This window comes from Limnochorda sp. L945t, from assembly GCF_035593305.1.
Lineage (GTDB): Bacteria > Bacillota > Limnochordia > Limnochordales > Geochordaceae > Carboxydichorda > Carboxydichorda subterranea.
Genome location: NZ_CP141615.1, coordinates 163,235 through 187,794, shown reverse-complemented (window position 1 = coordinate 187,794; position 24,560 = coordinate 163,235). Strand labels below are relative to the sequence as shown.

The window sequence follows — 24,560 nt, the reverse complement described above, 5'->3', positions numbered from 1 at the left end:
TGTGATATATCACATACGGGTTTCTGGTATGAAGCACGTGGTCAACAAGAGCCTCGTCAGCCAGATCCACGACGTGCTACGGGAGGATATCGTCGACCTGCGGCTCGCCCCGGGCGCTCGCATCGCGGTCGACGCGATGGCGCGACGGTTCGGAGTCAGCCGTACCCCCGTGCGAGACGCGCTCAACTGGCTGGTGGAGGAGGGGCTCGTGCAGCTGTCGCCGCGCGTCGGCTACTTCGTGGTGCAGCTGACGCCGCAAGACGTCGAGGAGATCGCCGACGTCCGCAAGATGATCGAGCTCTACGCGCTGGACCGGGCCTTCGGGCGGTTCGAGCCCGGTGAGCTGGAGGCGATGGAGCAAGAGCTCGAGCAGACGCTGGCCCTTCCCGACCGGCGGAGGCAGGAGACGTTCGACCGGATCGACCGGCGCTTCCACATGCGCCTGATCGCCCGATCGGGCAACCGCCGTTTGCAGGAGCTGGCCGAGCGCATCTACGTGTTCGTCGACATCATGCGCCATCTCAACGTGCGCCCGGTGGAGGCGCTCCACGAGCACCTGGCCATCGTCCGCGCCATGCGGGCCGGGGATCGGGAGCAGGCCACGCGGCTGTTGGCCAAGCACATCGACAACGTCAAGGCCGTGATCCTGCAAGACGCGCGAGCCCGCATCGCTTCGACCGACGGCACCAGGAGGGACGACCGTGATGACCGCGTCGAGTGGCAGGGCAGGCGCCGGCGAGCCCCCTCTTGAGGCGGGGCTCATCGGCCTCGGGCGCATGGGCCTCGGGGTCGCCCGGCGTCTTCTCGGAGCGGGCTGGCGGGTGGTGGGATGGGACCTCGCCGCTCCTGCTTGCCGGGAGGCCGCGAAGGCCGGTGTGCACGTGGCGCAGTCGGCGCGCGACGTGGTGGCGAGCCTCCGGCCTCCCAGGCGGATCTGGCTCATGGTGCCGGCCGGGGAGCCGGTCGACCGGACGTTGTTCGACCCGTCCCACGGCATCCAGGCGCTCCTGGAGCCCGGCGACGTGGTGGTCGACGGAGGCAACTCGTTCTACGAAGACTCTCGCCGGCGCGCCCGGGAGCTGCGCGAGCGGGCCGGTGCCTGGTTGGTGGATTGCGGGTCGAGCGGCGGAGTGGAGGGTGCCGAGCAGGGTCTGTGCCTCATGGTCGGCGGTGAACCGGAGGCGGTGGAGGTCGCCTTCCCCCTGCTGCGGGCTCTGGCCGCCCCGGGAGGGCTTGCCCACGTCGGCCCGCCGGGAGCCGGCCACTTCGTCAAGATGGTGCACAACGCCGTGGAGTACGGGATGCTCCAGGCCATCGGCGAGGGGTTCGAGCTCCTCTCGGCGGCGCCGTACGCCCTCGACCTGCACCAGGTGGCCGTTCTCTGGACGCACGGCAGCGTCGTGCGGGGATGGTTGATGGAGCTGCTGGCGCGGGCTCTGGCGAAAGACCCGCGCCTCGAGGGCCTGCGGGGCGTCGTCGGGGGCGGAGAGACCGGAGGGTGGGCCATCCAGGAGGCGTGGAAGCGGGGCGTCCCCTTCTCCACCCTGGCGTCCGCCTACGCCATGCGGCTGCGGTCGCGGCAGGAGGAGTCCGTGGCCGCCAAAGTGGTGGCGGCGTTGCGCCGGGAGTTCGGCGGGCACTCCGTCACGCCGGTGAGGCAGGGCGCAGGAGGAGAGCGATGAGCGTGGGCTGCGGTGGGGCCGCCGGGGGCTTCGAGCTGGCCGGCGCCGGCCGGCGTCCCCGCCGGGTGCTGCTGGAGCCGGGCGCCGTGCAGGGCCTGATGCCGGGCGGCATCCGGGTGCCGATGCCGGTGGGCCGCTGGGTGCGGCAGCGGTTCGATGCGTCGCACGTCCGGGACCTGCCCGGGACGGTGCGCCGCGAGCTGGACCGTTCCGGCATCGCCCAAGCCGTTCGGCCGGGCCGGCGCATCGCCATTGCCGCCGGAAGCCGCGGCATTGCCCATCTCGCCGAGATCATCGGGGCGGCCGTGCAGGAGGTACGCCGGCGTGGCGCCGCTCCTTTCATCGTGCCGGCCATGGGTAGCCACGGAGGAGCGACGCCGGAGGGCCAGCGGCGCATCCTCGCCGAGCTCGGCATCGACGAAGAGCACATGGGGTGCCCCGTGGTCTCCTCCATGGAGGTCATGACCCTCGGCCATCTGGAGGACGGTACGCCCATCTGCTTCGACCGGGCGGCTTTCGAGGCGGACGGCGTCCTGGTCGTCAACCGCGTCAAGCCTCACACGTGCTTCCGCGGCCCCATCGAAAGCGGCCTGGCCAAGATGATCGCCATCGGGCTCGGCAAGCATCAGGGGGCCACCGCCCTGCACGCGCACGGGTTTCCCCGTTTCGCCGAGCTCATCCCTCGGGCGGCCCGCCTGGCTCTGCAGCAGGCGCCCATCCTCGGCGGGCTTGCCATCGTGGAAAACGCATATCAGGAGATCGCTCACCTGGAGGCCATCCCGGCTGCCGCCATTCTCCAGCGGGAGCCGGAGCTCCTGGCCATGGCCCGGCGGCAGATGGGGCGGCTGCCGGTCGACCGGCTCGACCTGTTGATCGTGGACGAGATCGGCAAGGAGATCAGCGGCGACGGGATGGACCCCAACGTGACGGGCCGCTACGCCGAGCCCACCATGCACGGCGGGCCCCACGTCCAGAAGATCGTGGTCCTCGGCCTCACCGCCAAGACCCACGGCAACGCCTCGGGCATCGGCATGGCGGACGTGACCACGCAGCAGGTGCTGGACGCCATCGACTTCGCCGCCACGTACACCAACCTCGCCACCTCGACGCTCCTGGCAGGTGGGCGAATTCCCGTGGTGATGCCCGGCCCGGAAGAGGCCGTCTCGCTCGCCCTTCGGACCCTCAACGGCGTCACGCCAGAACAGGCCCGGGTCATCCGCATCCGCAACACGTTGGAGCTGGAGCGGATCTGGGTATCGGAGCCGGTTTGGGAGGAGCTCGCCGGCCGGGGCACGGGGGAGCCCTTGTCGGAGCCGGCGCCCCTGGCCCTTTGAGGCCGGTCCCCCGGTCCGGGAAAGGGGAGACGAAGCGTGGCCCATACCCTGTTGGGCGTCCCCGGCGACCGGCCCCGCGACCCCTCACTGCTTCACGGCGCCTTCGAGCCCCCGCATGAAGAAGCGCTGGCCCGCCACGAAGACCGCGAGGATGGGTACCATGGCGATGACGGTACCCGAGGCGATGGCCCGGGTGTTGGTGGCGAACTGTCCCTGCAGGTCGAGCAGTCCGGAGGCGAGCGGGTAGTAGCTCTTGTCGGTGAGGACGATGATGGGCCAAAGGAAGGAGTTCCAGAAGGCGACGAACTGCAGGATGGCAAAGGCGGCAACCGACGGGGCGGCCAGCGGCACCATGATGCGCCACCAGATGCCGAGCTCCGTCGCGCCGTCCACCCGGGCCGCCTCCAGGAGCTCATCCGGGACGGCCAGGTACGCCTGGCGCATCAAGAAGATGCCCACGGTAGAGGCCAGGCTCGGCAGGACGACGGCGGCGTACTGGCCGGCTCCGGTATGCAGCAGCCCCAGCTTGATGGTGGTGATGTAGTTGACGATGAGTCCCGCCTCGTTGGGCAGGATGAGGGTGGCGACGATGGCGCCGAAAACCAGGTTGCGCCCGGCGAAGCGCAGCTTCGCCAGCGGGTAACCGGCCAGCGCAGCCACCACCAGGCTCCCGAGCACGCCGCCGGCCGTGATGACGACGCTGTTGAGGAGGTACCGGAGCAGGGGCACCGTTTCGACCACGGTGCGGTAGTTGCGCAGGGTCGGCTGCCGGGGCCAGAGCGGCGGGGGGAACTGGAAGACCGCGCCGGTGCTCTCGAAGCTCGTGACCACGGTCCAGACGAACGGGTAAATGGTCGTGATGGCGACGGCGACCAGCACGACGTAGACGAGCAGCGCTTCGGCGTGGCGCATACCCCGGGCGACCAGGGACGCCCGCGTGGTGGCCCGGGCCGCCCCCATCGCCGCCGCAGCCGCCCCTGCCCGCCCCTGCGCGGCCGGCCCGTCGCCCCTCACGCGACCTGCCCCCCTCGCACGTAGCGGAAGTTGAGCAGGCTGAAGAGCAAGCTCACGACGGCCAGCACGAGGCTGGCCGCGGCCGCCTCGCCGTAGCGGAAGTCCTGGAAGGCTTTGGAGTAGATGTAGTACATGGCGGTGTACGTGGAGCCCGCCGGCCCGCCGCCGGTCATGACGAAGATCTCCTCGAAGACCTTGATGGCGCTGATGGTGGAGAGCAGGCTACACAACAGGATGACGGGTCGCAAGAGCGGCAGCGTGATGCGCCAGAAGACCGTCCACCGCCCCGCTCCGTCGATGAGGGCCGCCTCCTCGTAGGTGCGGTCGATGGACTGGAGCCCGGCCAGGTACAGCACCATGTAATAGCCGAAGCCTTTCCACAGCGTGACGAACATGACCGCGTACAACGCCACCGCCGGCCGGTTGAGGAAGTTGACCGGGCGGTCGAGCAGCCCCAGGCCCCTCAGCACCCAGTTAACCGGCCCGTACTGGTCGTACATCCAGCCCCACATGATGCCGACCACGGCGAAGCTGGTCACGACCGGCACGTAGTAGGCGGCGCGGAAGAGAGCGATGCCGGGCAGTCTCCGGTTGACGAGCACCGCCGCCCCGATGGCCGCCAGCTGGATGATCGGCACCACCAGCACGTACCGCAGCGAGTTGGAGAGCCCGGTCCAGAAGTCCGTTTCTCCTGCGAGCTCCCGGAAGTTGTCGAGCCCGACCCACTGGGGCGGCGTGATGACGTTGTACCGGGCGAACCCCAGATAGGTGCCGAACGCCATGGGCCAGAAGGTGTAAACCCCCATCAACACCAGGGCCGGCAGCAAGAACGCATAGGCGATGAGCGTCGTGCGAAGCTGAGACCTCACGGCTCCCGGACACCGCCCTCTCGGCCCGCCGCGCCGGTAGGCGGGAGGGGCGGCACCTCATCGAGCAACGTCATGCCCAGCACCGCCGGGCTCGTCCAGCGGCTTGCGCCCTCCACCGTCAGCGAGGCGATGGTGCGGGACGGGTAGGGATTGGGAATGACCAGTACGTCGGCCCCGATCTCGAGGCCGCCTGCGGTCTTGCCCCGCCAGGCCGGGTAGCGGCGCAGCGACTCCACGGGGAGGTCGGTCCAGGCCGCGATCTCCCGCCCGTAGCGCAGTGGCACCGTCAACCGGCTTCCGTCCTCGTAGCGCAGGACGTAGCTTCCGACCACCTGCCCGGGGCCCGGCGCTCCCCACCCTAACGTGTGCAGCACGGCCACAGCCGCTGCCCGGGCATGGAGGGGGATGGTGACGGCCCCCGGCAGCTGACGGGCTACCCCCCGCTCCGTGCGCACCATGACCGCCCCGCTCAGGTCAAACCGGTACGGGCCGAGCTTCACCGTCCGGCCCTTCGGCTGCGCCTGCCCTGCCGCCCCTGCGGCCTGTGCGTCCCGCCCTGCCACGAGCGCCGACCAGTCGTACTCGGGCCCCTTGCCCAGCCAGCCGCTCCCGTCGGGATCGATGAGGCTGCGCGTGGCAAACGGGCTCAGATCGACGAGGTGCCCCCGGATGGGCCGGTACGGCGCCGGCGCCCACGCGTCCGCGTAAAGCCGGGTCGCCACGTCGTCGGGGATGACAGCGTCGGGGTTCCAGAAGCTCGCCGCCGCCCGAACGTACGCCACGGCCTGCTCGGCGTTGCCGTCGAGCACCGTACGGTTGCCCCATTGCCCGGTCCAGCGGGTCTGGATCATCCCCATGGCGCCGTCCTGCAGCGCGCTGCGGGCAAAGCTCTCGGCGTTGCCCGGCTGGGACCACGTCGCCCCGATGACCCGGAAACCCGCCTGCCGTATCTGCCGCACCGAGACGAAATCGTCCCCCGGCAGGTAGTGCCAGTCGGTGATCACGATGTCCTTGGGGAGCTGCGGCACGATCTCCGGCGCCGCGTCCGAGAAGGCCGCGTCCTGCCACATTATGACGCCGACGCCCCGTGCTTTCAGGTGGCGATACAGGCGCAAGACGTCCTGCACGAAAAGCCGGTCGAAGCCGACGGCCCTCGCCTCGTCCGTGGCGGGAAAGCGGCAAACGCTGCGCACCTCGTCGTGTCCGATGTGCACCCACCGGGCCCCGAACGCCTCCACCGCCTCGTCCAGTACCGGCAGCACGACCTCGTACGTGCGAGGGTTGAGGGGGTCGTAGGCGAACGGCTCGGGACAGGCGGGGTCGTGCAGCAGGTCCCGGTTCTTGCCGCCGTAGAAAAGCCACTGGGCATGCCCCAACAGCTCGATGAGCGGGATGGGCTCCAGCCCGAGCTGCCGGGCCAGGGTCGCCACCCGTCTCGCCTCGTCCTTGCTCGCACCGAGGGGGTGCCAGACGTCCCGCGTCGACTCCCACTTCACGTAGTCCGCCATGACCAGGACGGCATTGAACTTGTAGGCGGCCAGCATCTCGAGCAGGCGGTCGTTGATGGGGTGAGAGAAGGCATCCAGGTAGATCATGGCGCCCCGGAAGGCAAACGCCGGCCAGTCCGCGATACGGGCGAACCGCAGGGCCGGCCCTTGCTGCGAACGGACCAGGAGCTGGCGCAGCGTCTGCGCGCCCCAGTACGCTCCCGCCTCGTCGGCCCCGGCGACCCATGCGCCATGCTCATCCACCGCGAGCGCGTACCCCTCGGGCCGGTCCGCTTCCAAGCCCGAGGCCTTGATCCTCTCCGCCAGATCGGGATGCTCCCGCGTCCCGAGGATGATCTCCGGCCCCCGGCGGCCATCCGGCGAGGTGGTCACGGGCAGCTCGAACCCGAAGCGCCGCGCCACTTCCGCCTGCACGATCCGGGCCGCTTCTTGCAAGCGGGCCCCTTCCCCCGCTACCCGGATACGGGCATCGCGGAGCCCCAGGCTCCCCCGTGGGAATTGCGCCTGCCGCGGCGCCGGCACGAGCAGGGGCTGATCCTCATCGGATGGCGCCGCATCGAACGCTGCCGCCTCCGGGATCAGCGCCGCCGGAGCCGGCGCCGGCGCGGCAACCAGGCTGAGGTTCGCCCACGCCAGGGCGGCACCGGCCCCTACCAGCGCCACTGCGGCCAGTCGCCTCACAACTCGGCGTTCCATATGCGGACGATCTCGTCGAGGGCTTGCTTCACCGGCTTTCCGCCGAAGAAGGCGGCCTCCACGTTGTCCTTGAACGCCTTGAACAGCTTGGAGGCGTTGGGCACGTGCACCGTCAGGTCCTGGGCGTACTGCAGCTGAGCCGCGTCCGCCACCCGGGCCTGGTCGGCAGCGGTCGGGCCGCCCTTGGTGAAGAACGAATCCCTGGCGGCCTTGATGGTGCTCGGGAACGTGTTGGACGCCTTCGCGAACGCCAGCTGGTGGGCGTCATCGGTGGCGAACAGCGCGAACTCCACCGCCAGCTCCTTGTTGCGGGTGTTGACCGGCACCGAGAACCCCATGAGCGGGGTATGAATCACCCGGCCCTTGTCGAGCGGGTAGGCGGCCGCCCGGGTCGACTCGTAGATGGCCGGGTTGTCCTTCTGCACCCGGATCAAGAACTGCGGCCCCGTCAGGAGCATCCCGAGCCGCCCTGCGGTGTACAGCTCCGTGGCTCCGAGATAACCCCGGCGCATGGTATCTTCCGGGATGTAATCCTGCTTGAACAGGTCCGCGTACTGCTCCACCAGCTTCACGTGCTCCGGCGAGTTGAACAGCGCCCGGCTACCGTTTTCGTCCAGGACGGGAAGTCCCGCCTCCTGGAAGACGAAGAGGAAGTTGACCCCGTTGATGTTGGGCATGAAGCCGTACAGCCCGGTCTTGTCCTTGATGCGTTTGGCTGCCTCTATCATGCCCTCCACGGTGGTAGGAGGGCGCTCCGGGTCGAGCCCTGCCTTCCGGAAAATCTCCACGTTGTACGCCATGACCTTGGGTGCCCAGTACCACGGCGCGCCGTAGATGACGTCGCCGTCCTTGAACGTCGCCAGAGCCCTGGGGAAGTAGACGCTCCATGCCTGTTTGGGCGCGTACTTGCCCAGATCCAGGAGGGCCCCCTGCTGGTACAGCTGCACGGCGGTGTCCGAGTTCAAGTTGACGACGTCCGGAGCGGTGCCGGCCGCGATGGCCGACAGCAGCTTCTGCTGAATCGCCTGGATGGGCACGTCCGTCCACTTGACCTGGACGCCGGGATGCGATGCCTCGAACTCAGAGGCCAGCTGCCGCATCTCGTTGTCGAAAAACGGGCTGAGCGAGATGGTCCAAAACTCGATCTGGCGCGCGGCGCCGGCACGAGCGGCGGGAAGCGCCCCGCCGGCGGCCGGCCAGGCGCCCGCCAGCGCCACCGCCGCGATCGCCCCGACCGCCACCCGTGCAAGCTTACCGCCCGGCCCTGTCCGTTGCCTCATGGTGCCGATCTCCCCCCTGACTGGCCTGGCCCGTCATGGGCCGGCGTCGATCCGCACCCCCAGAGCCACCTCGAACAGGCGGTCCCAGGGGAAATCGACCCGCTCGACCCGGATCCGGGGCGACCCCGATGCCGCACCCGGCCAGCGATCCATCGTCGCCTGAAGCCGCTCCCGCGCTCGTTCGGCGAGGGCCTCGCGGTGGCTGCCCAGGGCGTACGGCGACACGCCGAGCCGAACGGCAGCTTCGACCAGTTCCTGGCGGACGACGGCCTGATAGCCCCAGTCTTCGGTAAAACGGAGCGCCAGGAAGCTGCGGTGCGCCCGTTCGCTGGCCACCCGTTCGTCGCCGCCGAGTCCCCGCGCCACCAGCCGAAGCGCAGCATGGGCGAGGGCCGTTCCGATGGTGTTGCTGGCCGTGTTCCACCCGGCGTAAGCTCCCAGGGCCCATGGAGATAGGTACGCCGGGAGCATCTCCACGAGCTCCCGGTCCGCACCGTTGGCGTAAGCGACGTCGGCCAGCGCCGCCGGCCGCTCCGGCCGCCTCTCCAGGGCATCCTGCAAGGCATCCAGAAACTCCGGCAGGTTGCGGCCCTTGCCCACCGACTCGCCCGGAAGGGCCTGCAGCGGTGCTTCGTGCTGCGGCCCGTCGGGACTGTTGACGAACAAAGCCAGCTCGCTCTCGCCGAAATCGGGGCTCAACAGGGCGCCGAGGGCCGTTACGTGCCCTTTGATTCCTTCCATGAGCGGCCGATCTTCGTAAAGCGGCACGACCCCGGGGCCCGCGATCGACGAAAACCGCACCCCGACGCGGGGCCGCAAGCCCCGATCCCGCAGCGCCTGCCGGGCGAGGAGCACCAGGGCGGTCTCGTCCGCGCCCGGGTGGATGCGTACCCTGCGGTGCACCCCCCGCTGCGCTACCAACGCCGCCAGCGCCTGCTGCTCCCTGGCGTGCAGACCGATGGGCGGGCTGTCGTCCTGGGTGAGGACGAGGAAATCCACCACCCCTTCGGCCACGAGCTCCACCAGCGCCCGGTTGACCTGGTGGTTACGCGCTCGCCGCCAGCGCCAGTCCTGCCGCACGCCGGCCGGGACCTCCGCCTCGAGCGCGGCGCGCCGGGCCACGACCCCATCGAAGTCGAGCGCTCCGAGCTCCTGCGCCACCACCGGCGGCAAATGGGCCTCCCCGCCCTTTCGCAACGCATCCCACGCCCGCGGACCGAGCTCGACCGCATGCTCCGCCACAGAGAGCACGTAGAGGCGCTTGCCGTAGCTGGCCCAGTACCCCGGCTCCTCGTCGTCGCTGTCATACCCCGGCGTCCGCAGGATCACGCTCTGGACGAAGATGGGCAGCTCGGGGCGGCGCTGGCGGATCCGGCGCAAGGCATCCAGGCGCTTCAGCGCTTCCTCCTCGCTGACCCCCACGACGCGAGACGGGATGAGACCGCCGAAAGCCAGCGTCTCTGCCGCCACGATCAGCCCGTCCGCGCGCTCGGACTCGGCACGGAGCCAATCGCCCAGGAGACGGGTATCCGCAGGCTCTTTCTTGCGGCCCATGAGCTCTTTCGGGGGTACGGCCACTTCGATGCCCGCCACGGCCCCCAGCATCACGGGGTAGGCGTGGTTGCACGGCCGCTCGTCCAGCGGCAGCAGGGCGACGCGCCTCACAGCCGCAAAGCCTCCCCGATCGCGTCCCACCATCCCCACTCCTCGACGTGGGACGCGTCGAAGACCATCACGCCGTCGCTCGCCTCCCGGCACACGCGGATGGCCTCCTGGGCCCGTCGTGGGCGTCCCCGGTACTGCTCCAGGTAGATGCCGGCGTAGGTGGGCCGCACCCGGCCCGTCACCGCGTCCACCAGGCGGGCAGCCCCTTCGACGCTCTTCCACTCAGCCCCTTCGGCCTCGTGCCGGTAGACTTGTGGGTAGTAGTTGCCGGAGAAGAAGAGGTCGAGGATCTCGGCGTACCCGGTGGCCGGGTACCCCCTGGGGATCAGGGGCCGCACGTCCGGCACCACGTGCTCCAGCGCAGAGGCGAGGGCGGCGCTGGCCCAGTTGACGCCCACCTCATGGTAGACGGGATACCAGCTGCCCGCATACGCCCCGAGCAGCGCGCCCGGCCGTGTGCCGGACACCGTGCGGCGGGCCGCTTCCATCCACTCCCGGATCACCTGCGCCCGCAGCTGGAGCCAGGCACCGTACCAAGGCCCGGGGCGGATCCAGCGGCCGTCCGTGGTGCGGACGGCCCCGGACCCTTCCTCGTGGGCCGCTGCTCCCTCGCCGCCAGAAGCTGCGCCCGGATCGGCTTCCTCGTAAACGTCTTCGGGCCAGCGGGCAACCGCCCGCCCCACCAGCGCCTCGAGCCGGCGGCGCGTATGCTCCCCGAAGTCGGCCACGATCCCCGGGTAACGAGCCCGATCCAGCACGATCCCCGCGACCGGGTAGGCCGCCAGGATTTCCCGCAGGATCCCGAGCTCGTACGCCTGCACCTCAGGGTTGGCCGGGTCGACGAACGCCCAATGCTCCCCCGCGAAGCGGGTGAGCCGATCGAGGCGCCCCTCCCGGTACGCGACGACTTCCCATCCCGCCCGCGCCGGATCGCCCGCCAGCAGGCCACGCAGCCGGCCCTCGTGGACCGCCCCCTCGCAAAAGACGTTGACGGAGGCGAAAAGCTCGAGCGCCTCCCGGTAGGCCAGCTCGACGGCCGTACCCAGCAAGTCGTAGCCCGCAGGCAACGAAACCCCCGAGCGCCATTGCCGCAAGACGGGTGCCAGGCGGCTGGGGTAGAGCACCTCCCCGCTCGTCGGCTTGACGTCCACCACCACCGTCGTGAAGCCCGCCTCCCTGGCGCGCCCGAGAAGCGATCGCAGCCCCTCGGTGCTGCTCGTGCGCGGCAAGTTGGCCGTCGCGTCGATCCAGAGCACGTGGCGTCGCGGATGGGACGAGGCCATTCAGACGTACGCCCCCTGTTCGCGCAAGATCTGCCGCAGCAAGGCGGCGTCGAGCCCCCGGGGGGTAACGCCCCTGGCGGCGGCCAGTGCGGCGGCCGTCCCGGCCGCCTGCCCCAGCGAATGGCAGTTGGGCTGGATCCGGATGGCCGACTGCGCCTCGAAGGTGGCCGAAACCGACCGCCCGGCCACCAGCAACCCCTCCACCCCCCTGGGCAGGAGGCAGCGATACGGGATCTCGTGGAAGTCGCCCTCGGGGGGGCGGCCGCTTCCCAGCACCAGCCCCCCACCCCCCCTGCCGCCGTCCCTCACCAGGTGGATGTCCACCGGGTAGCGATTGCGCGCCACGGCGTCCTGGAACTTGCGGCCGGTCACGATGTCGTCCAGGGTCAGCACGTAATCGCCGACGATGCGCCGGCTCTCCCTCACGCCGACCATGGGCGCCACCTGCTGCACGTACGCGCCCTCGCAACCGGGCAGATACTTGCGAACAAACGCGACGAGCCGCCGGATCGCCCGCCGCCCCTCGATCTGGGCCCAGGTGAGGTCCTCGGCGCTCGTCCCATCGACTCGGCGGGCGATACGGGGGCAGTTGAACGCCAGGGCGTCGGCCCGCCCCGGCACGCTGAAGCACTGGAAGTACTCCCCGTCTGCCTCCAGCAGATCCCCGGCCTCCACCGCTCTGCGGAAGACGTCCTCCAGCACGTGCCCCCGGCCCCATACCATGGCGGCCTCGAAGTAGGGTGCAGGCCACGGCTGCCCACCCAGGCTCTCGACGAACCGGGCCAGCTTCGGCACGTCGACGCCACCCGCTATCCAGCGCACGGAAAAGGCCTGCCGCTCGCCCTGCTCGCCCCCGCTTCGCATCTCGCACCCTGCACTGGCCGCCACGTCGGCGTCGCCGGTGGCATCCACCACGACGCGCGCTCGGATGCGCTGCAGCCCGGACTTGTTGTGCACCAGGACGCCGGTGACCTGACGCGGCCCCCCGTCTGCCGTCTCGACCAGGGCTTCGATGACGCGAGTGTAGTACAGCAGCTGCACCCCGGCCTCGAGGGCCATCTCCTCGAGGACCGCCTTGAGCGCCTCGGGGTCGAACCAGCCGTCGTTCTCCGGCGTCGCCCCGCCCCCGCCCATCGTGGCCAGCCGGGCCTTGATCTCGTCGGTGATGCCGCGGTTGAGGTTGGTCTGCCCGAGCCGGTTGGGCATGAGGGGCGTCACCAGCGCTCCCGTCGCCGTCCCGCCCAGGAAGCCTTGCTCCTCGACCAGCAGCGTGCGCGCCCCGTTGCGGGCCGCGGCGATGGCCGCCACGCTGCCCGCGGTGCCCCCGCCGGCCACGACCACGTCGAAGCGCCCGGCCGGCGCGTAGGCAGGATCGCCCGATGCCTCTGTCCGTACGACGGTGGCGGTGCCTCTATGGCCACCTCGGCCCTCAACCCGTGACATCCAAGCCCCCTCCCGCTGTCAGGGGTTCGATGACGCGACGCCAGCCCCTGTGATGACAAGCGGTCCAAGACGGGGCAGGTTTTCATGCCTACCAACCACCCGAGCCAACCCGCGCAAGCGCCAGAGCACCCGCCCCGGCCACTCCTGCATCCGGGCCGAATCGAGCGAGCCGTACCTCAAAATGGCCACGAAACGACTCCATCACCCGAGCCCGGATGGCTGCCGCCAACCGCTCACGCCACGGCTCTCCCCATGCAGCCAGGCCGCCGCCTACCACGATGAGTTCCGGATCGAAGGTGTGCACCAAGCCTGCCAGACCCAGCCCGATGGCATTTGCCGCCCGGTCCAGCAAGGCGTTCGCCCACGAGACCCCCTGCGCGCCCAACCGAAACACCGCGGTCGCGTCGACAACCCGGGCCCCCAGCGTCAGATCGTTTGCGGCCTTCTCCCGGGCCGCTCGCAAGATGGCGGTGGCGGAGGCGAGCGCCTCAAGGCAGCCTCTACCCCCACAGGAGCACGTCGGACCATCCGGTTGCACCACTATGTGCCCCAGGTGTCCCGCCAATCCTCGGGCTCCATCGATGACGTCGCCATTGACGATAACCGCCCCGCCGATTCCCGTCCCCAGCGTCACGATGATGGCATCCCTGACCCCTTGAGCGGCTCCCCATAGTGCTTCTGCCCTGGCCACCACCTTGGCGTCGTTGTCCAAGAACGTTGGCAGGCCTGTCTCCTCCTGCAACTGCTCCCGAAGCGGATAACCGGCTAGGCCGGGAATGACGGCCGTTGATCCCACGATTTGTTGCTTGACGGTGTCAACCTGACCCCCGGTACCGATTCCCAGTGCGACAGGGCGAAGCCCCTCGGCCGTGGCACACGCCACGAGCCCCTTCGCCACCTCGACGGCCGTCGCCGCCACAGCCCCCGGGCCCTCCCCTGCACGAGAGGGACGCCTGTTCAGGTGAAGGATTCGCCCGTCGCTGCAGACGAGACCGCCGGCGATCTTGGTGCCGCCGATGTCGATGCCCACCGCCCAGGCAAGCAGCCGACCCTCCCCCATCTGCTTCATCCCTTGATGGCCCCCGCCGTCAGGCCCCGGATCAGGTATCGCTGGGCCAGCGTGGTAAATGACACAATGGGCAATGTCCCAAGCACGAGGGCCGCTGCGATGCTACCCCACTTGATCGTCCACGACGTGATGAACATGGTGGTCCCCACCGTGACCGGGGTGGCGCGCTCAACGGTGAGCAACAGGCCGAACAGAAATTCGTTCCAAGTACCGATGAAGCTGAGAATGCCCACGCTGGCCGATATGGGGCCGGAAAGCGGGACGATCACGTACCGGAAGACGCCCCACGTCGAGCATCCGTCGATGCGGGCCGCCTCATCCAGCGTGACGGGGATCTCCCGCAGCGCCACCGAGAATAGAACCAGCGCCAACGGGACGTTGATGGCCGTGTTGATGAGGATGAGCGCGACCGGGGTGTCGATGAGCCGGACCCGCTGGAACATGATGTAGATGGGGATGGCGAAGACCACGTACGGGATCGCCCGAAGGCTGGAAATGACGGGGAACAGCACGCGCCGGCCCGTCCCGAAGCGAGCGGTTATGAAGCCAGCCGGCAGCGTCACCAGGATGGTCAACAACGCCGCACCCGCCGCGATGAGGATCGTGTTGAGCAGATAGCGGCCATAGGGCACCGTCGGGTCACCAAAGAGCTCCCCGTAGTTGCTCAAGACGGGTTGGAAGACCAGCTTGGGCGGCACGGCAGTGATGTCGACGGGATCCTTGAATGAGATCATCAGCGTATTGAGGAACGGAAAGTTGAACACCCCCAGGATCACCACGGTGAGCATCCATACCGCGACCCGCTGAAGTCGCCGGATACGCCCCTGGCGGGGGAGAGCGACCGGCGAGGCCAACGGCCCTACCCTTTGTTGCGCCTGGACGGCGTTCACCCGCGCTCACCTCCCCCGGCACGGAAGAGGCGGCCGGTACCCAGGCCCACCGGGGCCATGATGATGGTCAAGAGGATCACGGCCGCCGCGATCCCAACTCCCAGGTCACCGTTTCCGAAGGCCTGCTTGTAGATGTAGATGCTGGCGCTGGTAGTGAGATCGCCCGGACCACCGCCCGTGAGCACGTAGATGCTGTCGAAGATCCTGAAGGTGTCGATGAACCGCAAGAAGGCCGTGGCAGCCAGGGTCGGCGAGAGCTGCGGGACGATGACGCGAAGGATGGTCTGCCCTGTGCTCGCGCCGTCGACGGAAGCCGCTTCGATGATCTCCTCCGGGAGCCCTTGAAGCCCGGTATAAATCAAGAGGAACACGAAAGGAGTCCACTGGACCGCGTCGATGGCCACAAGGGTGCGCCATACCCAGTCAGGTCCCAGCATCGACACCTGCGGTAGCCCGAACATCTGCAACGTGACGGGGACGATGCCCACGAAGTCGTTCAGCATGAGACGGAACATGATGGCCAGCAGAGAGGGCGCGGTCATCATGGGCAGCAGCATGAGGCTGACAATGGCCCTCGAAGAGCGGAACTGGCTCCAGAAGAAAAGCGCGATGGCCAGCCCGATGCCCACCTCCACGAGGGTCGTCACCGTCGCAAACTCCAGGCTGAACCCTATCGAGCGCCAGAAGGCAGCATCCGCCAGCACCCGCTCGTAATTAGCAAGGCCTACCCACGGCGGGCCCATGCGAAAGTTGCTAAGTTTCACGTCGCGCAGACTCAGCCACAGGTCACTGACAAGCGGGTATCCGAGAAGTCCGCCCATAAGGACCACCAGCGGGGCCAAGAACAATCCCCGCTGAAGGCGTTCCGACATGCCTTACTCCCCCGACTGCCGGTGCCGGAGGGCCCTTACCGAGGGGCCCTCCGGCGACTCGTAAGCTAGGCTTGTGGCTTGATGGCGTCCCGGTGTGTCACTTCTTCCTCAGGATCTCATGGACCGCCTCGTTGGCCCGCTTGAGGGCTTCGGTCGTGCCGACCTTGCCTGCCCAGGCGGCGCTCAGGTGGTCTGCTAGAGCCTGTAGAATGGCCCGGGTCTCCGGACCGGTGTGTTCCACGTACCCGTACTTCTCCACGTGCTCGGCAACGAGCGGGAACTCAGGCCGCGTGTTGGCCATCCCGCTCAACACGGCCGACACAGGAGGCAGTCCACCGCTCTTCGCATACAGTTCCATGGCCTGCCGCGACGCCAGGAACGCGAGGAATCGGGCAGCCTGCTCCTTGCGAGGCGAGGCCGCGTTGATGCCGAGCCCCAGGCTATGGACGTGGGTGGCATGAGGATTGCCCGGCACCGGTCCAAGGGCCACCTTGTCGGACAGCCCTGGAAAGCTGCGCTTGTCCGTGAGCTGATGGTAGGCCGCCGACCACTGGACCATGGTAGCCACCCGGCCGCTCCCGAAGGCCGCGTTCGCCTCGGCGAATTCGTAGTTGAGCGAATCCGGCGGCGTCGCACGGTTGCGGATGATGATCCCGTACGCGTCCAGCGCCTTGACCGCTGCAGGAGAGGTCAGGGCCGGTTCTCCGTTCTCCAGCCACTTGCCGCCCGCGCCCCACAGCAAGTCGTTCCAGACCATGACGTTGAAGATGAGGTTCTTGAGCTGCAGCACCGTCCCGTACTGCGTCGGTGAGTCGGGGTTGATGCTCTGCGTGAAGAACAGGCTCGCGGCGACGTAGTCGTCAATGCCCCACTCCGACGGCTGCTTCGGCTCGAGAGCCTTGCCAAGGTACTTCTGGCTGATCTCCCGATACCGTTGCTGCCAGATGCGGTCAGAGACCAGTCGCTGGATCAGGTCCTTTCGGTAGTACAGGAAGTGGTTGCTGACGTCGGTCGGGATCCCGTAGAGCTTTCCGTTGAACCGGAGCGAATCGAGGCTCGACGGGATGTAGACCTTGAGGTTGTCCGACGCTCCCAGTCGCTCGAAGTGGTTATCCAGCGGCTCCAGGTAGGGCGCCATCTCACCCACGATGTACGTGGTCGTGAACGCGACGTCGAATTCCGTGCTGGCCGCTGCCAGAGCGGTCATTTCACGGGTGAAGTAGTCCTGACGGGTGAACGTGAGCAACCGGACTCGGAACCCTTCCTGAGCCGCCTTGTTGGCGTTCCACCAGTTGACCACCTGCTGCATCGCGTCGCTCTCGGGGCCGGGCCAGTACGCGACCGTAACGGTCGTCTCGGCAACGGCGGCCACGGTCGTGACGAGGCTCACTGCCAATGCTGCTGAAGCGACTAGCAACCAACGCAAGCCCGACTTCATACACCGCTCCTCCTTCGGTCTGACGCCGTGTGAATGCCCCGGACACCCACGTGCCGCCAACGCAACGGTATGGCCAGCCACAACACCGGATGGAGGCTCCCCGCAAATTCCCCCCTTTCAGTAGAATCTGCCAGAGATGGCCCGGCCCGTCTCCTCTTGGCGCCGGCGCACCAGGTCAGCCCTCGACTCGGCCAGGTGCCGAAGAAGGATGTCGAGGACGTGCAACTGCCCTATCTTGGACGTGAACGAACCCGACTCCAGCGGCATCTCCCGGGTGACGGTCAAGAGGACGACGTCCGCCACGCGGGTGATCGGTGATCGCTGGTATCCCGTGATGGCGATGGTCTTGGCGCCCCGGTTTCGGGCCATCTCGAGGCACTCCACCACGTCTCGGGAGCTGCCGGAGACGGAGAGGCCGACCGCCGCGTCCTCGGGCGACAATGTGGCGGCAGCCATCAGTTGAAAGTGTGAGTCATCGAATGCGTGGGCCGAGAAGCCCAATCTCCAGAAGCGGTGGCGGGCATCCTTCGCGGTTATGCCGGAATGGCCGGCACCGTAGAAGTGGATCTGCCGGGCCTTGCTGAGGATTTGGACCGCTTTAGCGAGGGCCTGCCGATCGAGCATGGAAGAAGTATCCACGATGACGCGCCGGTTCTCCTCGGTGGCGCACTGGAGCAGGTCGCGGCCCGCTCCCTCTGAGGCCATTGGGTGAGCGGGATGACCGCCGCCCGCCGAGAAGATGTCGCGGGCCAGGTCCATCTTGAAGTCCTGGTAGCTACGGTAGCCCAGCCTGCGGGCGAAGCGCAGCACCGTGGTCTCTCCAACGCCGGCCGCGGCCGCCAGCTCAGTCACCGAGGAATAGACGGCACCATGCGGGTCCTGGCGCACCACGGCCGCTACCTTCTGCTCAGATTCGGTCAGGGCCGAGAGGCTGCTGTGCAGGCGGGCCAACCCCGACGGCCTGCCGCTCACCGTCTCATCTTCGAACCGTCGCGCTGTCCTCATGGCCCCCTCCCTCCCCCTGATCCGTGCGCCGGCGTCCCATGGCCTCCACGAACCGCCGGGTGATGAGCTGCGGCCGGGTAATGGCCGTCCCCACCACCACGGCGAACGCTCCGAGCTCCAGGCAGCGGCGTGCCTGGTCCGGCTCCCAGATGTGCCCCTCGACGATGACCGGCACCCCGAAACGCCCGGTCACCTCCGCCACCATCCGCTCGATGAGGGCGAAATCGGGCCGGTACCCCAGGGGCTCGTGATCGCCGGCGTATCCCACGAGCGTCGTGGCGACGACGTCGAAGCCGAGACGGGCGGCCCGTACGCCCTCCTCGACCGAACTCACGTCGGCCATGAGTGGTACCGCGCTCCTGGCCCGCATCTCCTCGACGAGCCGCTCCAAGGTCCACCCGCCGGGCCGGGGGCGCGCCGTCGCATCGCACGCCGCCACGTCGGCCCCCGCATCCAGCACTTCCAGCGCCTCGGCGAGGGTCGGGGTGATGTAAACGGGAGAGCCCGGGTAGTGGCGCTTTACGATCCCGACGATGGGAAGGGGTACCGCCTGCCGGATGGCACGGATGTCCGCGGCTCCGTTGGCCCGGATACCCCGAGCCCCTCCCTGGTAGGCCGCCTTCGCCATCTCGGCCATGAAATGCGGCCCATGCAGCGGGTCTCCCTCACCGGCCTGGCACGACACGATGAGGCCGCCCGCCAGACTCTCCAGCACGGATCCCGGCATCTCCGGGCGTAACCCCTCTCGCACGAACGATTTCGACGTGTGGAGCATCCCTCCTTCATCAGCGGCTGATCCGGTGGAGAAAAGCTCCGCCCCCTCTCCCGCGACGCCGGTTTTCCCTGCTCACGCTCCTCTTCGCTTCCTTTCGCCGAGGACCCTCACCTCCGTTCGCCGAAGTGAGGTACACCGGTACCGATCGCTTCCCGGGGGTGAAGCGCCTGGGCAACGTCATCGTCTACCGGAAGGTGGTGGACCTCACCCACGTCCTCGAGCCCGGCAGTCCTGCCTGGCCCGGCGATCCGCTCGTGACCTTCGAAACCGTGGCCACGATCGAGGGCAACGGGTACTACCTGCGGCGGTTCAGCATGGGAGAGCACAGCGGCACCCACCTCAACGCCCCGAAGAGCTTCCACCCCAGGGGATCGAGCGTCTCGGAGTACCCCCCGGGGGCGCTCGTTACGCCCGCCGTCCTCGTGGACGTCCGGGAACGCGCGGCCGCCGCCCCAGACTACACGCTCGCTGTCGAGGACATCAGAGCCTGGGAGCGGCGACACGGGGACATCCCCGCCGGGTCCGTGGTGCTCCTGTTCACCGGCTGGCAGGAGCGGTGGAGCGACCCGCGTGCCTTTCTCGGGCTGGACGCCGAGGGCCGGCTCCATTTCCCCGGATTCGGCGTCGAGGTCGCCCGGTGGCTCCTACAGGAGCGCCGTATCCGGGGTCTCGGGACCGATGCCCCCGGAGTGGAGCCGGGGTGGGACTCCTCTTTTGCCGTCAACCGGCTGGTGCTCGAGGAGCCCTCCTTCGCCCCGGATCCGGCCATCGAGCCACCGCCGCGCCTCGTCCTCGAGTGCCTGGCCCACCTCGACGAGCTGCCTCCCACGGGCGCGACCCTCGTCATCGGGGTCCTGCGCCTGCGTGACGGCTCCGGCTCCCCGGCGTCGGTGCTGGCCTTGGTGCCGTAGCTTCCGCGCGGCGCCCGGCGGCTGCATGTCATGGGCCGCAACCGCCCGGCTCCGCGGTGTTTCCGGCGGGCGTTATTTCGTCTGGCCGGAGGCGGTTCGCGTCGAGAGCAGGTGCAACTCGAGGCACGGCCGTCTGGCCGGGCAAGGCCGCCGTACAACGCTCCTCGAGCCGCCGCTTCAACTGCCAGGCGAGCCCGGCCAGCAGCGCCGCCACGCCTGCGGCAGCCCAGTACACGGCCCGGAAACCCCACCCATCGGCGACGAGGCCGGCGGCCAGCGCGCCCAGGGCCGTAGCCAGCGCTTCGGCTCCGTCCAGGCCGCCCATTCCTCCCCCGCGCTCGTCGGCCCGCGTGAGGGCTCCGGCCGACCACGTCGCCCCGATGCGGAGCAGCGCGTACACAGGAAGCCCGAAGGCGATGGCCGCCGTGAGAGCCCCGGGCGCCGCGGCCATGACGGCGTACGTCACGCCGTAGAGCACGGCGCCCGCGACCATGAGCGGGCCGGGAGCAAGACGCACGCCCGGCCGCCCCATGACGGCGTACACCAACAGCCCGAGACCCGTGCTCGCCGCCACGGTGACGCCGTACCCGGACTCGCTCCCTCCCAGCACGCCCGTGAAGTAGAAGCCGAACACCGTGAAGCTCGCCTCCGCGGCCAGCGCGGACAGTCCGAACACCGCGAACAGCAGCGCCATGGTCCCCCGGCCGTACAGCCGGCGCCAGTCGGCGACCATTCCGGCGAGCCGCCCGTGGAACATAGCGATCCAGGAGCGCGCTGCGCAAGCCTTACGGCGCCCGGGCAGGCCTCGCAAGGCCAGGCCGGCCCACACGCCCTGTACGGTCACGGCCCCTGCAACGACCAGAAGCAGGCCCTGAGGAGAAAGCCCCAGCCGCCCGCGGGCCGCCACTGCGGCGCTGCCGAGCAGCCATCCCCACGACTCGAGCTGCAGCCACCACGCAAGCGGGCGGTAAGCAGCAGGGCGCCCGTCCCGGGAGGTGGCCGCCGCGCCGGGCACCGCTCGACCTGCCGTCTCGCCCGCCAGCGATACCAGGGCCTTGCCGGCCGGCGACAGCGCCGCGAAGAGCGCGGCCGTCAGGCTCACCACCACCATCGCCTGCAAGCCGGTCGAGACCTGGAGCAAGCCCACGCTCGCCAGCCAGTAGCCTGCGATGCCGACCAACAGCACGCGCTCGGGCCGGCCCGTCACGTCGACCAGCGCCCCCCACGCGTTGGCCGCCACGAACCTCACCAGAGCCGGCAGGGCCGTGACCAGGGCCAGCTGCGTGATCCGGCGTTCCCCGGAGGCATAGAGGTAGAGAGGGACGTAGCCGAAGATGACCAGTTCGGTGAAGGTTCGCGTCAGGCTGGCTCCCAGCACCGCAGCCAGCTCTCCGGCCCGCCCGGGAGCATTCGCATGGAGCCCCAAGGCTCGTCCACCCTCGTCGCAGCGCTCGATCCGCGACGTTCATCATATCATCGAGCGCCGCCGGGAGGAGTCTGCCTCGTGCCGGGCAAAACGGTACAGCAGAGAGCAAGAGCCGCCTGCCGGCCCGATCCGGCCGCCGCGACAGGGGGTACTCGGCGCCCATGCTGGACTACCTGCACGCCCTCGACCTCTTCACGCCCGAGCAACGCCAGATCCAGCAAGAAGCCCGCCGCCTCCTCGAGTCCGAAGCCCTGCCCCACGTCCGCGAGTGGTGGGAGGCAGGGACCTTCCCGCGCCACCTGATCCCGCGGTTCGGCGAGATGGGATTTCTCGGCGCCAATCTGCCGGAGCAGTACGGCTGCGCCGGCATCGACAACGTCGCCTACGGTCTGGTCATGTACGAACTCGAGCGCATCGACTCGGGCCTGCGGAGCTTCGTGAGCGTGCAGGGGGCACTCTGCATGTATCCCATCTTCGCGTACGGTTCCGAGGCACAAAAGCGTCACTACCTGCCCCGGATGGCCTCCGGCCAGCTCATCGGCTGCTTCGGCCTGACCGAGCCCGAGGGGGGATCCGACCCCGGGGCGATGAAGACCCGGGCCCGCCGGGACGGAAGGGACTGGGTGCTGTCGGGCACGAAGATGTGGATCACCAACGGCACCATCGCGCACGTCGCCGTCATCTGGGCACGGGAAGAGGAAAGCGGCGTGGTGCGCGGTTTTCTCGTGCCGACCGACGCGCCCGGCTTCACGGCCCGGGAGGTGCCCCACAAGATGAGCCTGAGGGCGTCCGTGACCTCGGAGCTGGTACTCGACGAAGTGCGGGTGCCCGAGGAGGCGAGGCTTCCCGGAGCCGAGGGGTTGCGGGCCCCCCTTTCGTGCCTGACCCAGGCCCGCTACGGCATCGCGTGGGGCGCCCTGGGAGCGCTCGAGGCCGTCTACGAGGAAGCGGTCGAGTTCGCCCGCAGCCGGATCACCTTCGGCCGCCCCATCGCCGGGCGCCAGCTGGTGCAGGCCAAGCTCGCCGACATGCTGACCGATCACACGGCCGGGCTGCTGCTCGCATGGAGGCTGGGCCGGCTGAAGGACGAGGGAGCCCTCCACTTCGCGCAGGTGAGCATGGCCAAGCGCCATAACGTCCGGGCGGCGCTGAAGGCGGCGCGAGCGGCCCGGGAGATCCTGGGGGCCAGCGGCATCACCCTGGAGTACCACGCCATCCGTCACATGCTCAACCTGGAGACCGTGGACACGTACGAGGGCACGTACGACATCCACACCCTCATCCTGGGTCGGGAGATCACCGGCCTGGGAGCCCTCGAGTAGGGGGCCAGGCGGCCATGCTTTCAAAGGAGGAGAGCACCGGCACCCTGGGCGCCGTCCCGGAGAGGGCCCCTGTCCCACTCCAGGGGATCAAGGTCCTGGACCTCTCGCGGGTCCTGGCCGGGCCCTTTTGTACCCAAGTGCTAGCCGACCTCGGAGCCACGGTGTGGAAGGTGGAGCCCCCTTGGGGGGACGAGACGCGTGGCTGGGGCCCCCCGTTCGTAGGAGGCGAGAGCGCCTACTTCCTCTCCGCCAACCGGGGCAAGAAGAGCCTTGCCGTCGACCTCAAACACGAGGAGGGACGCCAGGTCGTACGAGCGCTCGCCGGTCGGGCCGACGTCCTGGTGGAGAACTTCAAGACCGGCGACCTCGCCCGCTACGGGCTCGACTACGAGCATCTCGCCGGTGCCAACCCCCGGCTCGTCTACGTCTCCATCACCGGCTTCGGCCACGACGGGCCCCGGGCCATGGAGCCTGGCTACGACATCGCCCTGCAGGGCATGACCGGCATCATGAGCGTCACCGGCTGCCCGGACGGGCCCCCGACCAAGGTCGGGGTCGCCTGGATCGACGTCATGACGGGGTTGACCGCAGCGGTGGGCGTGCTGGCCGCGCTGCGGGAGCGGGATCGGAGCGGCCTGGGCCAGCACCTGGACCTCTCCTTGTTCGACGTCGGGGTCATGGCCATGGCCAATCTCGCCCAGAGCTATCTCGTCACGGGCCGAGTCCCTCGCCGCCTGGGTAACGCCCACGCGCAGCTGGTGCCGTACCAGGCGTTCGAGGCGGCCGACGGCTGGCTCATCGTGGCGGTGGGCAACGACGACCAGTTTCGCCGGTTTGCCGACACGGCCGGCCTCGCGGGTCTCGCGCGTGACCCCCGCTTTGCCACCAACGCGGCGAGGGTGGAGCACCGGGAGGAGCTGGTGGCCATCCTGGCCGAGGCGATCCGGGCCCGCCCGCGCGGGGAGTGGATCCGGCGGCTGCAGGCCGCCAGGGTACCCGTCTCGCCCGTCTACGACCTCGGCGAGGTGTTCGCCGACCCGCAGGCCCAGGCTCGCCGGCTGGTGTGGCAGGCCGCTCACCCGGCGGCCGGGGTACTCCCCATGGTGGCGAGCCCATTCCAGCATTTCTCCCGGACGCCGGCCGGGCGGGGCGCGCCGCCGCCCCTGTTGGGAGAGCACACGGCCGAGGTGCTCCGAGACGTGCTGGGCATGGAGGAGCAGCGCATCGAGGCGATGGAGGCCGCCGGCATCGTCCGGACGGCTTTGCGCGGAAAGGGGAGAACGGAGCCGTGGCCGTACGCAAGATTCTGATGCTCGTGGGTGACTTCGTGGAGGATTACGAGGTGATGGTGCCGTTCCAGGCGCTGCAGGCGGTGGGGCATACCGTTCACGCCGTCTGCCCGGGCAAGAAGGCCGGGGAGAAGGTGCGGACCGCCGTCCACGACTTCGAAGGCGACCAGACGTACAGCGAAAAGCCGGGTCACAACTTCGCCCTCAACGCCACGTTCGACGACGTCCGCCCCGAAGCGTACGACGCGCTGGTCATCCCGGGAGGCCGGGCGCCCGAGTACATCCGGCTCGACCAGCGGGTGCTGGCGATCGTGCGGCACTTCGCCGAGACCCACAAGCCGATCGCGGCGATCTGCCACGGGCCCCAGGTGCTGGCGGCCGCCGGGGTGCTCGAGGGCCGGTCGTGCACGGCCTACCCGGCCGTCGGCCCTGAGGTGCGCCGCGCAGGGGGACGGTGGGTCGAGGTGGCCGTGGACGAGGCCCACGTGGACGGCAACCTGGTGACGGCGCCGGCCTGGCCGGCCCACCCGAAGTGGATCGCTCGCTTCCTGGAGGTGCTGGGTACCCGGATCGCGCCCTGACATCGCAGGCAGCCTGTCAGGCGCCGGCACGACAGGGCCGCGGCCAGCCGGTACGCCGCAGCCACGGTCAGGAGGAGGACGGCTCGCTGCCGTCCTCCTCCGCTTCTCGCCCTCCGCTTCTCGCCTTTGGAGTGCGTTGCACCCCGGTCCACTTTGTGCACGCTTTCACAGTGTGCAAGACGCGTGCAAGGTGGCGGCACGCTGTGAG

General features: G+C 69.2%; 21 protein-coding genes. 7 read left to right on the top strand and 14 right to left on the bottom strand.

From position 1 onward, the window contains the following. Window positions 1–28 precede the first annotated feature (28 nt). The 3 genes from U7230_RS00820 to U7230_RS00810 are packed head-to-tail and all read left to right on the top strand — an operon-like array spanning window position 29 to window position 3,016. The gene (locus tag U7230_RS00820; protein ID WP_324716863.1) at window positions 29–751 is read left to right on the top strand and encodes a GntR family transcriptional regulator; all 723 of its coding nucleotides are present in this window, start codon (window positions 29–31) and stop codon (window positions 749–751) included. Next, entirely contained in the window at window positions 705–1,682 is a 978-nt protein-coding gene (gene gnd, locus U7230_RS00815; RefSeq protein WP_324718151.1) for a phosphogluconate dehydrogenase (NAD(+)-dependent, decarboxylating), read from the top strand. The genes U7230_RS00820 and gnd overlap by 47 nt, the downstream gene beginning before the upstream one ends. Beyond that, window positions 1,679–3,016 carry a nickel pincer cofactor-dependent isomerase, group 22 gene (locus U7230_RS00810; protein WP_324716862.1) on the top strand — a complete coding sequence of 446 codons (1,338 nt, stop codon included), beginning with the start codon at window positions 1,679–1,681 and terminating at the stop codon, window positions 3,014–3,016. The genes gnd and U7230_RS00810 overlap by 4 nt, the downstream gene beginning before the upstream one ends. A gap of 84 nt (window positions 3,017–3,100) precedes the next feature. Here the strand turns inward: U7230_RS00810 and U7230_RS00805 are convergent, their stop codons facing one another. From U7230_RS00805 to U7230_RS00745, 13 genes are all read right to left on the bottom strand, one after another. Next, window positions 3,101–4,030 (bottom strand): carbohydrate ABC transporter permease, encoded by a 930-nt coding sequence (locus tag U7230_RS00805; protein ID WP_324716861.1) that lies wholly within the window; start codon window positions 4,028–4,030, stop codon window positions 3,101–3,103. Continuing rightward, entirely contained in the window at window positions 4,027–4,899 is an 873-nt protein-coding gene (locus U7230_RS00800) for a carbohydrate ABC transporter permease (RefSeq protein ID WP_324716860.1), read from the bottom strand. The genes U7230_RS00805 and U7230_RS00800 overlap by 4 nt, the downstream gene beginning before the upstream one ends. After that, on the bottom strand, window positions 4,896–7,088 hold the full coding sequence (locus tag U7230_RS00795; protein ID WP_324716859.1) for a beta-N-acetylhexosaminidase: 2,193 nt from the start codon (window positions 7,086–7,088) through the stop codon (window positions 4,896–4,898). The genes U7230_RS00800 and U7230_RS00795 overlap by 4 nt, the downstream gene beginning before the upstream one ends. Then, window positions 7,085–8,383: an ABC transporter substrate-binding protein gene (locus U7230_RS00790; protein ID WP_324716858.1), complete on the bottom strand. Its 1,299-nt coding sequence runs from the start codon at window positions 8,381–8,383 to the stop codon at window positions 7,085–7,087. The genes U7230_RS00795 and U7230_RS00790 overlap by 4 nt, the downstream gene beginning before the upstream one ends. Window positions 8,384–8,416: 33 nt before the next feature. Further along, on the bottom strand, window positions 8,417–10,048 hold the full coding sequence (locus U7230_RS00785) for a DUF4127 family protein (RefSeq protein WP_324716857.1): 1,632 nt from the start codon (window positions 10,046–10,048) through the stop codon (window positions 8,417–8,419). Continuing rightward, window positions 10,045–11,331: an alpha amylase family protein gene (locus tag U7230_RS00780; protein ID WP_324716856.1), complete on the bottom strand. Its 1,287-nt coding sequence runs from the start codon at window positions 11,329–11,331 to the stop codon at window positions 10,045–10,047. The genes U7230_RS00785 and U7230_RS00780 overlap by 4 nt, the downstream gene beginning before the upstream one ends. Continuing rightward, window positions 11,332–12,774: an FAD-dependent oxidoreductase gene (locus U7230_RS00775; protein ID WP_324716855.1), complete on the bottom strand. Its 1,443-nt coding sequence runs from the start codon at window positions 12,772–12,774 to the stop codon at window positions 11,332–11,334. 88 nt (window positions 12,775–12,862) lie between these two features. Next, window positions 12,863–13,843 (bottom strand): ROK family protein, encoded by a 981-nt coding sequence (locus tag U7230_RS00770; protein ID WP_324716854.1) that lies wholly within the window; start codon window positions 13,841–13,843, stop codon window positions 12,863–12,865. Further along, window positions 13,840–14,733 (bottom strand): carbohydrate ABC transporter permease, encoded by an 894-nt coding sequence (locus tag U7230_RS00765; RefSeq protein ID WP_324716853.1) that lies wholly within the window; start codon window positions 14,731–14,733, stop codon window positions 13,840–13,842. Before U7230_RS00765 ends, U7230_RS00770 begins: the two co-directional genes overlap by 4 nt. After that, window positions 14,730–15,497 carry a carbohydrate ABC transporter permease gene (locus U7230_RS00760; RefSeq protein WP_324716852.1) on the bottom strand — a complete coding sequence of 256 codons (768 nt, stop codon included), beginning with the start codon at window positions 15,495–15,497 and terminating at the stop codon, window positions 14,730–14,732. The genes U7230_RS00765 and U7230_RS00760 overlap by 4 nt, the downstream gene beginning before the upstream one ends. 205 nt (window positions 15,498–15,702) lie before the next feature. Next, window positions 15,703–17,043, bottom strand: a complete 1,341-nt coding sequence (locus tag U7230_RS00755) for an ABC transporter substrate-binding protein (RefSeq protein ID WP_324716851.1) — start codon at window positions 17,041–17,043, stop codon at window positions 15,703–15,705. Window positions 17,044–17,160: 117 nt separating this feature from the next. Then, entirely contained in the window at window positions 17,161–18,048 is an 888-nt protein-coding gene (locus U7230_RS00750) for a MurR/RpiR family transcriptional regulator (protein ID WP_324716850.1), read from the bottom strand. Next, a complete protein-coding gene (locus U7230_RS00745; protein WP_404980606.1) occupies window positions 18,020–18,763 on the bottom strand; it encodes an N-acetylmannosamine-6-phosphate 2-epimerase in 744 nt (247 codons plus the stop codon). Before U7230_RS00745 ends, U7230_RS00750 begins: the two co-directional genes overlap by 29 nt. A 218-nt stretch (window positions 18,764–18,981) precedes the next feature. Here U7230_RS00745 and U7230_RS00740 point away from each other — a divergent pair, with 218 nt between their 5' ends. Beyond that, window positions 18,982–19,734 carry a cyclase family protein gene (locus U7230_RS00740; RefSeq protein WP_324716848.1) on the top strand — a complete coding sequence of 251 codons (753 nt, stop codon included), beginning with the start codon at window positions 18,982–18,984 and terminating at the stop codon, window positions 19,732–19,734. Between the two features lie 28 nt (window positions 19,735–19,762). Here the strand turns inward: U7230_RS00740 and U7230_RS00735 are convergent, their stop codons facing one another. Beyond that, window positions 19,763–21,160: an MFS transporter gene (locus U7230_RS00735; protein ID WP_324716847.1), complete on the bottom strand. Its 1,398-nt coding sequence runs from the start codon at window positions 21,158–21,160 to the stop codon at window positions 19,763–19,765. Between the two features lie 161 nt (window positions 21,161–21,321). Here U7230_RS00735 and U7230_RS00730 point away from each other — a divergent pair, with 161 nt between their 5' ends. From U7230_RS00730 to U7230_RS00720, 3 genes are read left to right on the top strand one after another with little or no spacing between them, the layout of a single operon-like run. After that, entirely contained in the window at window positions 21,322–22,482 is a 1,161-nt protein-coding gene (locus U7230_RS00730) for an acyl-CoA dehydrogenase family protein (RefSeq protein WP_324716846.1), read from the top strand. A gap of 14 nt (window positions 22,483–22,496) precedes the next feature. Then, window positions 22,497–23,792, top strand: a complete 1,296-nt coding sequence (locus U7230_RS00725; RefSeq protein ID WP_324716845.1) for a CaiB/BaiF CoA transferase family protein — start codon at window positions 22,497–22,499, stop codon at window positions 23,790–23,792. Further along, complete coding sequence (locus U7230_RS00720; RefSeq protein ID WP_324716844.1) at window positions 23,771–24,352, top strand: DJ-1/PfpI family protein; 582 nt, start codon at window positions 23,771–23,773, stop codon at window positions 24,350–24,352. Before U7230_RS00725 ends, U7230_RS00720 begins: the two co-directional genes overlap by 22 nt. The last annotated feature ends 208 nt before the right edge of the window (window positions 24,353–24,560 follow it).

Bases quoted from the DNA above. Each gene is read 5' to 3' on its own strand.
- U7230_RS00790 (WP_324716858.1), bottom strand. From the start codon at position 8,383: ATGAGGCAACGGACAGGGCCGGGCGGTAAGCTTGCACGGGTGGCGGTC.
- U7230_RS00730 (WP_324716846.1), top strand. From the start codon at position 21,322: ATGCTGGACTACCTGCACGCCCTCGACCTCTTCACGCCCGAGCAACGC.
- U7230_RS00810 (WP_324716862.1), top strand. From the start codon at position 1,679: ATGAGCGTGGGCTGCGGTGGGGCCGCCGGGGGCTTCGAGCTGGCCGGC.
- U7230_RS00770 (WP_324716854.1), bottom strand. From the start codon at position 13,843: ATGAAGCAGATGGGGGAGGGTCGGCTGCTTGCCTGGGCGGTGGGCATC.
- gnd (WP_324718151.1), top strand. From the start codon at position 705: ATGACCGCGTCGAGTGGCAGGGCAGGCGCCGGCGAGCCCCCTCTTGAG.
- U7230_RS00780 (WP_324716856.1), bottom strand. From the start codon at position 11,331: ATGGCCTCGTCCCATCCGCGACGCCACGTGCTCTGGATCGACGCGACG.
- U7230_RS00775 (WP_324716855.1), bottom strand. From the start codon at position 12,774: ATGTCACGGGTTGAGGGCCGAGGTGGCCATAGAGGCACCGCCACCGTC.
- U7230_RS00725 (WP_324716845.1), top strand. From the start codon at position 22,497: ATGCTTTCAAAGGAGGAGAGCACCGGCACCCTGGGCGCCGTCCCGGAG.
- U7230_RS00755 (WP_324716851.1), bottom strand. From the start codon at position 17,043: ATGAAGTCGGGCTTGCGTTGGTTGCTAGTCGCTTCAGCAGCATTGGCA.
- U7230_RS00820 (WP_324716863.1), top strand. From the start codon at position 29: ATGAAGCACGTGGTCAACAAGAGCCTCGTCAGCCAGATCCACGACGTG.
- U7230_RS00750 (WP_324716850.1), bottom strand. From the start codon at position 18,048: ATGAGGACAGCGCGACGGTTCGAAGATGAGACGGTGAGCGGCAGGCCG.